Origin of the sequence: Neobacillus niacini, assembly GCF_046591715.1 — a bacterium.
Taxonomy (GTDB): Bacteria; Bacillota; Bacilli; order Bacillales; family Cytobacillaceae; genus Neobacillus; species Neobacillus niacini_L.
Window position 1 is genome coordinate 92,666 of sequence record NZ_JAWVNQ010000008.1, and the last position, 12,302, is coordinate 104,967.

General features: G+C 41.0%; 9 protein-coding genes and 1 riboswitch. Of the genes, 2 read left to right on the top strand and 7 right to left on the bottom strand.

What is annotated here, in order from left to right:
• Positions 1-87 precede the first annotated feature (87 nt).
• The gene (locus tag SFC47_RS18345; RefSeq protein WP_411255766.1) at positions 88-1,197 is read right to left on the bottom strand and encodes a sugar ABC transporter substrate-binding protein; all 1,110 of its coding nucleotides are present in this window, start codon (positions 1,195-1,197) and stop codon (positions 88-90) included.
• Between the two features lie 132 nt (positions 1,198-1,329).
• A riboswitch (SAM riboswitch) is annotated at positions 1,330-1,437 on the bottom strand.
• A 231-nt stretch (positions 1,438-1,668) separates the two neighbouring features.
• On the opposite strand from SFC47_RS18345, the gene SFC47_RS18350 reads away from it, so the two are divergent.
• Entirely contained in the window at positions 1,669-2,883 is a 1,215-nt protein-coding gene (locus SFC47_RS18350; protein WP_411255767.1) for an MFS transporter, read from the top strand.
• A gap of 30 nt (positions 2,884-2,913) precedes the next feature.
• Here the strand turns inward: SFC47_RS18350 and yfkAB are convergent, their stop codons facing one another.
• The gene (gene yfkAB, locus SFC47_RS18355; RefSeq protein WP_411255768.1) at positions 2,914-4,032 is read right to left on the bottom strand and encodes a radical SAM/CxCxxxxC motif protein YfkAB; all 1,119 of its coding nucleotides are present in this window, start codon (positions 4,030-4,032) and stop codon (positions 2,914-2,916) included.
• A gap of 184 nt (positions 4,033-4,216) precedes the next feature.
• On the opposite strand from yfkAB, the gene SFC47_RS18360 reads away from it, so the two are divergent.
• Positions 4,217-5,005, top strand: coding sequence for a formate/nitrite transporter family protein (locus SFC47_RS18360; protein ID WP_411255865.1), 789 nt, complete (start codon positions 4,217-4,219; stop codon positions 5,003-5,005).
• Between the two features lie 103 nt (positions 5,006-5,108).
• On the opposite strand, the gene recQ is transcribed toward SFC47_RS18360, so the two are convergent.
• The 5 genes from recQ to SFC47_RS18385 form a co-directional block, all read right to left on the bottom strand.
• On the bottom strand, positions 5,109-7,247 hold the full coding sequence (recQ, locus tag SFC47_RS18365; RefSeq protein WP_411255769.1) for a DNA helicase RecQ: 2,139 nt from the start codon (positions 7,245-7,247) through the stop codon (positions 5,109-5,111).
• Between the two features lie 259 nt (positions 7,248-7,506).
• Positions 7,507-7,815, bottom strand: a complete 309-nt coding sequence (locus tag SFC47_RS18370) for a hypothetical protein (RefSeq protein WP_411255770.1) — start codon at positions 7,813-7,815, stop codon at positions 7,507-7,509.
• Positions 7,815-9,377, bottom strand: a complete 1,563-nt coding sequence (locus tag SFC47_RS18375; protein ID WP_411255771.1) for a fatty acid--CoA ligase — start codon at positions 9,375-9,377, stop codon at positions 7,815-7,817. Before SFC47_RS18375 ends, SFC47_RS18370 begins: the two co-directional genes overlap by 1 nt.
• 13 nt (positions 9,378-9,390) lie before the next feature.
• The gene (locus tag SFC47_RS18380; protein ID WP_411255772.1) at positions 9,391-10,536 is read right to left on the bottom strand and encodes an acyl-CoA dehydrogenase family protein; all 1,146 of its coding nucleotides are present in this window, start codon (positions 10,534-10,536) and stop codon (positions 9,391-9,393) included.
• Positions 10,537-10,573: 37 nt separating this feature from the next.
• A complete protein-coding gene (locus SFC47_RS18385) occupies positions 10,574-12,097 on the bottom strand; it encodes a class I adenylate-forming enzyme family protein (protein WP_411255774.1) in 1,524 nt (507 codons plus the stop codon).
• Between the last annotated feature and the right edge of the window lie 205 nt (positions 12,098-12,302).

Here is a 12,302-nt window from a genome sequence, read left to right on the forward strand (position 1 = left end):
TTTATGATTTCCTAAGTTTAATCAAAACACAGTCTTTTATCAACAAAAAAACGCCTTTCTATTAGAAAAGGCGTCTAGTCATTATTACTATTTCTTATAATGTTCTTTTAGTTTCTTCATCCAGTCCTCTTCAAATGCATCAGACTGACCCCATCCTGGAATAATATCAGCAAGGTTTACCATGTTAACAGGATCCTTCGCTTTTTGAAGATCTTCTTGGGAAATCAACGATGCTTCTAGATTATAGGTTTCTGGAGTTTCTTCGCCAGCTAGTTTCTTTGCTAGTAATCTCATATTAACTGCACCAATTAACTTTGGATCAACAGCGGCAGTATACTTCCATGCACTGCCTTCTCTTTGGATTTCTTGTAAGTCAGCATTTGATACATCAATTCCATAAAGCTTAACTTCTTCTCTTCCTGCTTCCTTTAATGCACGAGCAGCACCAATTGCAAAAGCATCCCATGTCGCGAAAATGGCATCTAATTCGCCTTTAGGGTATTTATTCAGCATCGCAGCAACTGCATTCTGTGTTTGAACACTGGTATCCGCTGATGCAATACCGAAACGCTCTACCTCTTTAATTCCAGGGTTTTTTTCTAAAACATCCTGGTAAACTTTGTTTCGTCGAACCATTGGCGGAAATCCATCTACCCAAAGATAAGCGATTTTCGCCTCTCCATTGGTTTCTTGAACTAATTTGTCCAATGCCAATGTTGCCAGCGCTTCATCATCCTGTGATGTTAACGTTACCCCTTCTACACTTGTTAGATTAGGGTTGGAGTCAAAGGCAACAATGCTTTTACCACCATCTACAATTTTCTTCACATCATTCACAGTGGCATCATCGTCACCATGAGAAATAATATATCCATCATAATTTTGGCTTAGTGCCTGATTAATTGCGTCATGAAATTTAGCTGTATCGCCATTTGCGGTAAACACGTCGACTGTGAATCCTAACGCTTCTCCTTCTTGCTTGGCACCAGCTAAGAATTGGGCAGTATGATCATCCCCGCCAATTTTTCGAATTACCTTAATCTTTGGTTGTTCTCCCTTTGCAAAACGTTCAGGAACTCCCTCAATCGTTGTATTTCCACTCGTTTTCTTTGATTCTCCACCAGCACCGCATCCGGTTAGCAAAAGTGTTGCTGCAATCGCTGATACAAATGTGCTCTTTAAGAAACTCTTTTTCATGTTGTATTCTCCCCTTTTTTTGTATGTACGTGCATTCCTACCAACGTTACTCCTAGGAGAGAGATTTGCATAAATAACAAAAAACCTCTCCGAGAAAAGAGAGGTTTCATCACAAAAAGAAGGATTACTCCTCTCTTATCTTTCAAAACAATTACTTGTTTTGCAGGATTTAGCACCAATTCCATACGGAACGGTTGCTGGGCGTCATCGGGCCAGTCCCTCTGCCACTCTTGATAAGAGAACGTATTAGTTTACTTAATTAAAGTATTAAACTAAATTTAATCTTCTATTAACATTTTGTCAATAGTATTTTCTAAATATTTTAAATTAAACCACTACTAGAATATCTTTACATAATAACATTTTACATGCTGGAAACTATACTCAGTTGTTTTGGCTTTCATTTTTTAGAATTTTCGGTATTATAATATTTAGGAAAACGAAGTAATTTTTCAAAAGAGGTGAACTAGCATGACAAAGTCAGAAATGGCGAAACGAAATATTATTATCATGTGGTTTGCCAATTTCTTTGTGGCTGGCAGCATGACGATGGTTCTGCCATTTATATCATTATACATTGAGACTTTTGGAAACTTTTCGGAGAAATACGTGCAGCATTGGTCGGGAATAACCTTTGCTGTAACATTTGTTTCGGCCTTTATCTTCTCACCAGTATGGGGGAGATTTGGCGATCGCTATGGCAGGAAAAAAATCTTGATTATTTGTGGAATCGGAATGGGCTTATCAATATTTCTTATGGGCTACGTCCAATCTGTTTGGCAGCTTTTTCTCTTGCGGTTTTTGATGGGATTTTTCACAGGATTTATCCCCACGTCACAAGCTTTTATTTCTACCCAAACACCAAAAGAAATAGCTGGTACTGTACTCGGAACATTGCAAACAGGCAGTATCACAGGCTCACTGCTTGGTCCGATGCTTGGCGGAGTTTTGGCCGATTCACTTGGTTACTCCTTGACCTTTCAATGGACATCGATTGCGATCATTGTGTCCGGCCTGCTTGTTTTTGCAACGAAGGAATATATCATTGAACCAAAAAAAGGAACGAAATCCCATTATTCCAGCCGGGAAGTTTTCGCACATATTGTTAAGAATCCTATATTATTAACAGTTTTACTCATTTCAGCACTCGTCCAAATTGCGCACTTTAGCATACAGCCGATTTTGTCTTTATTTGTCAGTGAGATACATGGTCATGCCAACATCGCTTTTTATTCCGGAATTGCCTTTTCCGCAGCCGGATTAGGGAATCTGCTGATGTCGAGAAAATGGGGAAAGTTTGCAGATAAGCACGGATATATCAAAGTTCTAATCATCCTGCTGTTTGTATCAGGTATCATCTACCTCCCTGGGGCTGCAGTTACGGAGTTCTGGCAGTTGGTTATTGTCCGCTTTGCCCTGGGAGCAGCAATTGGAGGGATTATCCCCGTTCGAATTGCCTACATTCGCCAAGAGGCACCCATTACAATGCAAGGTGAAGTCCTAGGCTACAATACCAGCTTACGGTTCCTTGGAAATATTATTGGCCCGATGTTAGGAGGATTCATTTCTGGTTATTTAGGATTTTCCGCTGTGTTTATTAGTACAAGTGCTTTATTAATCGTAAGCGGGATCATCTTGCTTATCTCTATGTACCGCCATCCAAAGCTTGTGAAACATACAGTATAGGCAAAGAAAAAAGCAGGATACCCTGCTTTTTCATTTGCTAATATTATTTTTCAACGTGGAAAAGTCTATATCTTGATAATAACTGTTCTTCACTAAAATATTTGGACCCAGGCACGTTACAGCTGGACAATGACAGCTTAATTCCTTAGAAATAGAAGAGGACTGCCAATTATCATACGCCTCCGTTAACTTCGTATTGATGACATTTCCCAGTGGAGGGGTATCCCCAAAATCAGTAACGATAATATCTCCATTAAAAATGTTAACATTTAAACGAGACCGGCCATCGGGATCATTTCTTATGGTTACATTTTTACTTTGATAGAGCCTGTCTAGAAGCTTTAAATCCTCTGACTTTTGGCTGCATGCATAAAATGGCAGTGTTCCAAAAAGCATCCATACCTCCTCATCCCGTACATTCAGCAGATGGTGAATAGCTTCTCTAATTTCATCAAGCGATAATGTTTCAAGATTACTAGCGAAATCACTTGGGTACATAGGGTGAACTTCATGCCTTTGACAGTGCATTTCATCGACAATTTGCCGATGGATTTTTTCTAAGTGAGGCAGTGTCCGCTTATTTAGCATAGTTTCTGCAGAGACCATTACTCCCGCCTTCACCAGCTCCCTGCTATTTTCTATCATCCTCTGAAAATACTTTTCTCGTTGTTTATAGTCCGGTTTGCGCTCCATTCTTGCAAACCCGCCTTCGACGAAATCATCTACGGTTCCCCAGTTATGTGAAATATGTAAAACATCTAAATATGGAATAATCAACTCATAGCGTTCTAGTTCAAGTGTTAAATTTGAATTGATTTGCGTCCGAACGCCGCGCTCATGAGCATATTTTAATATGGGAATCACGTAATTTTTAATAGAGGACAGAGAAAGCATTGGTTCTCCCCCCGTTATACTAAGAGACTGAAGGGTTGATATTTCATCTAACCTAGAAATAAGCAAATCGAGTGGAAGTGCCTTAGGGTCTTTCGTTTGAAGAGTGTAGCCTACTGCACAATGTTCACAGCGCATATTACATAGTGTTGTCGTCGTGAATTCAATATTGGTTAGCTCAGGCTTCCCGAATTGCTTTATATCATTATAAGCTTCCCAAGGGTCATATTCTGGGGTTATCTTTTTCAAGTGTGACATAGAGTAAACTCCTTAAAATCAGTATTAGAAAAACCACTTCATTATAGCTGAAATAGTGTTTTTTTGCCTAATAAAACTACTCTTCCTTTTAACAAAACTTATGAAATCACCTCATTTATTATACATAAATCATCTCCGATTAATAGAAACTATAGGGATGAATCTATATGTGGATGGTGGAGTAATGGAAAGACAGCCCTTAGGAGAGGTAGAAAAATTAGCATTAAAAAAGGTTAAAATCTTTAGGCAAAGCCTTCTACGTTATATTTTACGATCCATGCTTGCCAGTATGTTTATTGGATTTGGTGTTATTGTTGCATTTAAAACAGGAAACTACTTTTATTTGGAACATTCCCCTTGGGCTTATCCGATGGCCGCTCTTACCTTTGGGGCAGCTATCATATTAATTGCTTATGCCGGCGGAGATTTATTTACTGGTAATACATTTTATTACACCTACGCTGCACTGCGGCGAAAGTTGGCCTGGCTGGAAGTTACCAAGTTGTGGATTAGCAGTTATATTGGAAATATTTTAGGGGCAGCGTTTTTTGCCTTTATCATATTTACTACGGGACTTTATGAAGAATCGTCGGTAAATGGTTTTTTATTAAGTGTAGTAGAAAAGAAGATGCAGGTTCCTACGTTAGAACTGCTGTTTAGAGCCATTCTTTGTAACTGGCTTGTTTGCTTAGCCTTCTTTATTCCTCTTGGATTAAAAGGTGACGGACCTAAAATGTTTTCGATGATCCTTTTTGTGTTCTGCTTTTTTATTTCCGGATATGAACACAGCATTGCCAATATGTGCACCTTCGCGATTGCTTTGGTCCTGAATCATCCAGGGACCATCTCTTGGGGGGGAGTCATTCATAATCTGGTTCCGGTGACCATAGGGAATTTATTTGGCGGCAGTATTTTAATGGCGTGGATGTATTATTTCGTAAATAAACCGTTTTTGGACGAATCTGAAGAATAAATACAGCCGTATAATGGTTATACGGCTGTTTTTATGACAAAATTCCCGGGAAATACTAACAAATTAACACGGCAATCGACAATTGTTACGAATATTCAAAATACTATTTATTTTTACTTAAAAAATACAGATAGCATTTAACCATAAAATAACTAACATCTTCAGGCAATAAATCCTTAATCGGTTTTAAACGGGAACGCCCAGCCTCCTCCACTGCTTTTTGCAGCAATGGAATATACTCCTCTGGAATGAGCCTAGAAAAATCAACTTCCAGCCCTTGCTGCGCACATTGGATTAAATGGGTTTCAACCGTGCTCAATGCCAGCTCACGTTGTTCTGCTATTTGTTGTATTGATAAGTTTTGCTGATGCAGCTGCAAAGTTTCTAAATGGGAATCACCCACAGCTTTTTTCGCTTGTTTTTTTGCTGTTTTTTTAGCAGCAGCTTCAACCAGCTCCGGCTGCCGGTCTGGAGGGGCTTCACAAAACTGACGAATGGTTTGAATAAATTCAAGTCCATATTTCTGTAATTTAAGCTCCCCGACCCCGCTGACTCCTAAAAAGTCTTCGCTTGTTCTTGGTAGTTTTGCACACATGTCCTTTAATGCCGCATCAGAAAATATAACAAACGGAGGGACATTTTCTCTTTCAGCAATACCCCTTCTTACTTCCCGTAAGTTTTCGAATAATGGGTCATCCTTGGAAATTTCTCTGACTTTTACGGTTTCTCTGCGATGGACTGTCTCCTTCCCAAGTAGGACATCTTTCCCCTTTGGCGATACATATATGGTTGGAAATTGCCCTTGTTCGATTGCAATTACTTCTTGTGAGATCAAGAACTCGATAAAATCACTCACTTCTTTCGAACTCTTCTCCTTCATAATTCCATAGGTGGTAAGCTTGTCAAACCCCATCTCTGTTACCTTTTTATTTCTTGACCCTGTTAAAACTTGAGCTGTCAGTGTTTTTCCAAATCTCTGTCCCATCCTGATAATACATGACATGACCATTTGGGATTCCTTTGTTACATCGTTACTTGTACGGGAATCTAGACAGTTACCGCACCTTCCACAGGATTCCGTTTCTGTTTCACCAAAATACTTTAATATGAATTCCTGCAGACAATTTTCGGTATGACAATAACCAACCATTTGCTGCAGCTTTTCCAGTTCCTGTGTCATCCGCGTCCGGTCGCTGGATTGATCAATTAAGAAACGCTGCACCTGCACATCCTGTGAGGAGTATAGCAGAATACACTCACTGTCAAGTCCATCTCGTCCAGCGCGACCGGCCTCTTGATAATAGCTCTCCATATTTTTCGGAAGCTGAAAATGGAGGACATAGCGAATATTGGACTTATCTATTCCCATTCCAAAAGCGGATGTTGCAACCATAACCGATGCTTCATCTTTTAAAAACCGTTCCTGCTCTTGTATGCGCTCAGTATCCCCCATTCCGGCATGATAACGAGCTGCATTGATGTTTGCTTTTTTTAGTCTTTCGTAAAGCTGATCAACGTTCTTTCGAGTAGCCGCATAAATAATACCTGCTTCTTTTTCATTCTTTTTTAAATAATCTCTAAGGAAATTCAGTCTATCTTGGCCTTTTATCACAGAAAAAGATAGATTCTCTCGTTCAAATCCCGTGATAATGGAATTCTCCTCATCGATATCGAGGATTTCACAAATATCTTCTCGAACCATAGGTGTGGCTGTTGCTGTTAGCGCCAAAACATTGGGTCTTTGCGGTAGACTGTTGACCATTTGCTGGATATGGCGGTAGCTTGGACGAAAATCATGTCCCCATTGTGAGATACAGTGTGCTTCATCCACTGCAACCAGCGGTATATCCATTTGTTTTAGGTCCTCGATAAATTCACGTGATTCTAGTCTCTCGGGGGCTATGTAGAGGAGCTTGTACTTCCCTTCTTTTGCTTCGTTGATTCGTTCATTGGCTTCATGATAACTAAGTGAGCTGTTGATGAAAGCTGCTGGAATTCCTACCTGTACGAGGGCATCGACTTGATCCTTCATAAGTGAGATTAACGGGGATATTACAATTGTGGTACCTGGCAGGACTAGTGCAGGAATCTGATAACAGATTGATTTCCCGCCTCCAGTTGGCATAACACAAATCGTATTTTCTCCAGCTAATACCGACTGGATTGCCAGCTCCTGCCCATTGCGGAAGGATGAATAACCAAAATGAGTTTCTAATAATCGTTGAGCTTTTTCAAATAACAAAACGTCTCCCCCTTCTGTTAGTCAATCTTCTTATATTATACCTTTTTTTAATTTTTTCTGAGAGTGTTTTCTGGGATGTTGGGGTGAAATTTGTGGGTGTGGGGTGTGGTTTTCGTGCTATGCGAGAGTAAATTTCGTTATGTGAGAGTATTTCTCCGCTATGCGAGAGTAAATTTTGTTATCCGAGAGTGTTTTCCGCTATGCGAGAGTAAATTTTGTTATGCGAGAGTGTTTCTCCGCTATGCGAGAGTGTTTTCCGCTATCCGCCAGTTTTCCCTGCCCATCTGCCAGTATTCCCCGCCCATCCGCCAGTATCCCCCTGCCATCCGCCAGTATTCCCTGCCATCCGCCAGTATTCCCTGCCATCCGCCAGTATTCCCTGCCATCCGCCAGTATTTTCCGCCATCCGCCAGTATCCCCCGCCTATCCGCCAGTACCCCCCGCCTATCCGCCAGTATCCCCCGCCTATCCGCCAGTATTCCCTGCCATCCGCCAGTATTCCCTGCCATCCACCAGTATCCACATAAAGAAGCTGCCGAACTCGCTCGCCGGCAGCTTCTCGTATCATTATCCCTGAGTAAACATCTCTTCCAACTGTTTTCGCAGCACAAACTTTTGGATTTTCCCGCTTGCATTCCTCGGCAAGGTTTCACAGAAAACATATTTACGCGGACGCTTGTAGTTTGCGAGACTATCACTATTTTTACAATAGTCTTCTAGGTCTTGTTCAGTCAGAGCTGGGTTCTTTTTTACTACAAATGCGGTTACGGTCTCACCCCAGCGGTCATCTGGCTGACCTACTACGGCTACATCCAGAACACCTTCATGGGCATGCAGAATATCCTCCACTTCACGTGGATAAATATTCTCACCGCCGCTGATGATCATATCATCCACCCGGTCATTCACGTATAGAAAGCCCTCTGCATCTAAGTAACCAATATCACCTGAATGATACCAGCCTTTATACATCGATTTTTCTGTTGCTTCTTCACGGTTAAAGTAGCCAATCATCATGCATGGACCTTTTACTATAATCTCACCGGTTTCACCAACAGGAACAACATCATCAGGATCTGACGGACCATCCTCTCTTGTACGAACCACGCGAATATCATGATTATAAGCTGCTTGCCCAGCTGATCCTGCCTTTCTAAGCTGCTCCTTCTCGGATAAAAAGGTGATGGCCGGCCCCATTTCTGTCATTCCATAGGCTTGCACTAAACCGATGCCAAATTTGTCATGGAGAGCACGAACCAACGACGGCGCCATTGGAGCAGCACCATATAAGCCGAGCTTGAGGCTTTCTGTATGATACTGACTTAAATCTTCTTGAAGCAGCATGTTCCACATCGTTGGCGCTGCGAAGAATTTCGTTATCTTTTCCTGCCCTACTAACTGAAGGATTACTTTCGGATTAAATTGGTGAAGGATAACGTTTCTGGCTCCAGCCTGAATTCTTGGCAAAAAGGCACAGTGAAGCTCGGCACAATGGAACATTGGAGCAGTAACAAGTCCAACATCCTCCGAATCCAGCTTCTGTGCAGCAATACAAAGCATACTTTGATCAACCATATTTCGATGACTGTGCATGACCCCTTTTGGTCTTCCTGTTGTCCCGCTTGTATAGATAAATGCATAGATATCATTTTCATTAACCTCTGCCTGAATATCATCAATGGAGGAGTCGGCAAGTTTATCATGATAACTTGTTGCATAGGCAGGGGCTTCTTCATCTATAAACCAAAAGGCCATCGATTCAAAACGATTTTCAATAGCAGAAATAACAGGCTCTAACGCTTTTTCGAATATGAGTACCTTAGGTTTTGCGTCCGATAATATAAAAGCAACTTCTTCTGGCATTAAGCGGAAGTTAATCGGATTAAAGATGGCTCCGATTTTTGCGCAGGCAAAGAATGCGGTTCCTAATTCCTCTGTATTAAACATAAATGTGGAAACCCGGTCGCCTTTTTTGACTCCTTCCTTTAATAAAGCATTGGCTAACCGGATAACCTGTTCACTCCACTCTTTATACGTGTAGCGGACATTTTTCCTAACATCATAAATTGCATCCTTATTCGGGTATCTTTTTACCGTTAAATCAAAAATTTGTCCAATAGTGGCAGTCATCAGATCTCCTCCATTACAATCCTAGATTTTTGGCAATAATCGTTTTCATGATTTCATTCGTACCCGCATAAATACTTGAAACTTGAATATCACGGAATCTTCTCGCAATCTCGTATTCTTCCATATATCCATAACCGCCATGTAGCTGCAGACATTCACCCGCTATTTTCTTTGCGGTGTCTGTCAGCCGCCATTTTGCCATTGAGACCTTGGTTACCACATTTTGGCCATCGATATGTTCCGCTATTAATTGATCTAAAAATGCCCGCCCCATCTCTACCTCGGTTGCCATTTCCGCAATTTTAAACTGAGTATTTTGGAATTGGCTGACGGGCTTGCCAAAGGCTTCACGACTCTTCACATAGTCAATCGTTCCGTCAAGCATAACTTCAGCAGCAGTTTGTGCTGCAATAGCCACAACCAGCCTTTCCTGCTGGAGTTTATCCATCATATAGAGAAAACCTTTGCCTTCTTCACCTAGGAGATTCTCCTTAGGAACCCGGCAATCCTCAAAAATTAACTCAGCCGTATCCTGACTATGAAGCCCCACTTTATTAAGTTTTCTTCCTCTTGAAAAACCAGGAGTATCCCTTTCAACCAAGAGCAGGCTTACTCCTTTATGCTTTGGTACGGCGTTGGGGTCAGTTTTACAAGCTACTAGAATTAAATCCGACTGAATTCCATTTGTAATAAAGGTCTTTTGGCCGTTTACTATATAGTGGTCTCCGTCTAGCTTGGCGGTAGTTTTGATATTAGCAAGGTCAGACCCAGTTCCAGGTTCAGTCATTGCAATGGCAGTAATAAGTTCCCCCGTTACACAGCGGGGAAGCCAGCGCTTTCTTTGCTCTCTAGTGCCAAATGAATTGATATATGGGACAACGATATCATTATGGAGGCCCATTCCCACAAGACCAGAGCCTACTCTCTCTAACTCTTCGTTAATAACTACAGAGAAGCCCCAGTCCACACCACTGCCGCCATAAATCTCATCTAAATCAGGGCAGAGAAAACCCTGTTCTCCCATCTTTCTCCACAAGGATCGGGGAATCATTCTCTCCTCTTCCCATTGCTCATAATAGGGAACAGCCTCCTTCTCTAGAAATTTCCTTAAAGACTTGCGAAAAATTTCATGGTCATCAGTTAAATATGGATGTTTCATAGGGATGCCTCACTTTCTACTAGTAACTGCATGCTTTTTAAGCATTCACTTGATTTAATTTTTGCCGAAGTTGATATTTTAGTATTTTTCCAGATGCATTTCTTGGTAACTGCTCTTCAATAAAGATTCTCCTTGGGACTTTATAGCCAGCCAGCTTTTGCCTGCAGAAGCTTTTTATCTCCTCTTCATCTAGGACAGTTCCTTCTTTTGGAACAATAATGGCGCAGACAGCCTCACCCCATGTGTCATCCGGCAGGCCGATAATGGCGGCGTCAAGGACCCCAGGATGTTCGAACAATACCCCTTCGACTTCAACTGAATAAACATTTTCACCACCCGTAATGATCATGTCCTTTTTACGGTCGACAAGGGTAATATAGCCCTCTTCATCAATGGTTGCGAGGTCGCCTGTATACAGCCAGCCTTTCTTTATCGTATTTTTCGTTTCTTCTGGCTTTTTATAGTACTCCTTCATCACCATAGGGCTTTTAATAATGAATTCACCTACTACGCCAGGTTTCACATCATGACCTTGTTCATCGACTACGCGAGTCTCTGTTAGAAAAATAGGTTTTCCTCCCTTCCCAAGATGAAGTTTATGCCCCTCTGGATCTAATAGAATTCCCCCAGGCCCGCCTTCTGTTAAACCGCAGAGGTTATAGAACTGATCGGTTTTAAATAATTGAATACTCTTTTTTACTAGTTCGGGCGCCATTGGAGCGGCTCCATATCCACACCTTCGGATGGAAGATAAATCGTAGTCTGCTGCATTGGGTACTTGTAGAATGAAATTAAACATGGCTGGAACACCAAAGAAGTGAGTAATTTTATGTTCTTGAATGGTCTGAAGCGTTTTGACTGGATGAAAATCACGGTGAATAATATGCGCTGCCCCTAGTGCAACACCTGAAATTAGGAAAAGATTTAACTGTGCAGAATGGAAGAGTGGTGCTGTATGAAGGATACGCTCATGCGGCCGTAATCCCATATTAATGGTGACAGATATTGCTACATTAAAAATTCTTTTATGGTCGAACAAGGCTCCTTTGGGACGGCCAGTTGTCCCTGATGTATATAGGATTTCTAAATCATCCTCTTCAGAGACCTCATTGTTGGGTTCTTCAACATCCTCCGATAAAGCGCTTACATAAGAGTGGTAACCAACAGTCTGTGGATCTCCGATTGTAATAACTCTCCTGACATCGGTATCCATTTTGCCCGTTGTGATGATTTCTTCAAATTCTAGGTCACATACAACTAGCATAGCTTCAGATTGCTGCAATATGTAGTGAACTTCTGAGGAGGTCAGTCGAAAGTTAATAGGTACAGCAACAGCACCTATTTTCGCGGCCGCAAAAAAAGTAAAAACAAAGTGGTCCGAATTTTTCATCATCAAAGCTAGTTTGTGTCCCTTTTGTACCCCCATTTTGATCAGACCGTGTGCTAGTTTGTTAACCTCCTCATTAAATTGGCGGTAGGTATAACTGCGGCCTTCACATTCAATAGCTAGTAAGTCAGGGAACTTTCTTGCATTTTGAGATAAAAGACTACCAATATTCATATTTGCTCCTCCTTGTAATAAAAAAATCACCCCAACCTATTGTAACAAAAGTATAGAATTTTTAGAATATTTAAGTAGAAATAATTTACCAAAGTATAAATTCTATATTAGTAAAGTCATAGGCCTTTTTGCACATTTTGTAGAATGATATATATTGAATATTCGAAAATTAGTGGATTATAATAGATTTTGGCAATAAAAAATA

Coding starts and splice junctions, on each gene's coding strand:
- SFC47_RS18345 (WP_411255766.1), bottom strand. CDS start 1,197: ATGAAAAAGAGTTTCTTAAAGAGCACATTTGTATCAGCGATTGCAGCA.
- SFC47_RS18350 (WP_411255767.1), top strand. CDS start 1,669: ATGACAAAGTCAGAAATGGCGAAACGAAATATTATTATCATGTGGTTT.
- yfkAB (WP_411255768.1), bottom strand. CDS start 4,032: ATGTCACACTTGAAAAAGATAACCCCAGAATATGACCCTTGGGAAGCT.
- SFC47_RS18360 (WP_411255865.1), top strand. CDS start 4,217: ATGGAAAGACAGCCCTTAGGAGAGGTAGAAAAATTAGCATTAAAAAAG.
- SFC47_RS18370 (WP_411255770.1), bottom strand. CDS start 7,815: ATGATACGAGAAGCTGCCGGCGAGCGAGTTCGGCAGCTTCTTTATGTG.
- SFC47_RS18375 (WP_411255771.1), bottom strand. CDS start 9,377: ATGACTGCCACTATTGGACAAATTTTTGATTTAACGGTAAAAAGATAC.
- SFC47_RS18380 (WP_411255772.1), bottom strand. CDS start 10,536: ATGAAACATCCATATTTAACTGATGACCATGAAATTTTTCGCAAGTCT.
- SFC47_RS18385 (WP_411255774.1), bottom strand. CDS start 12,097: ATGAATATTGGTAGTCTTTTATCTCAAAATGCAAGAAAGTTCCCTGAC.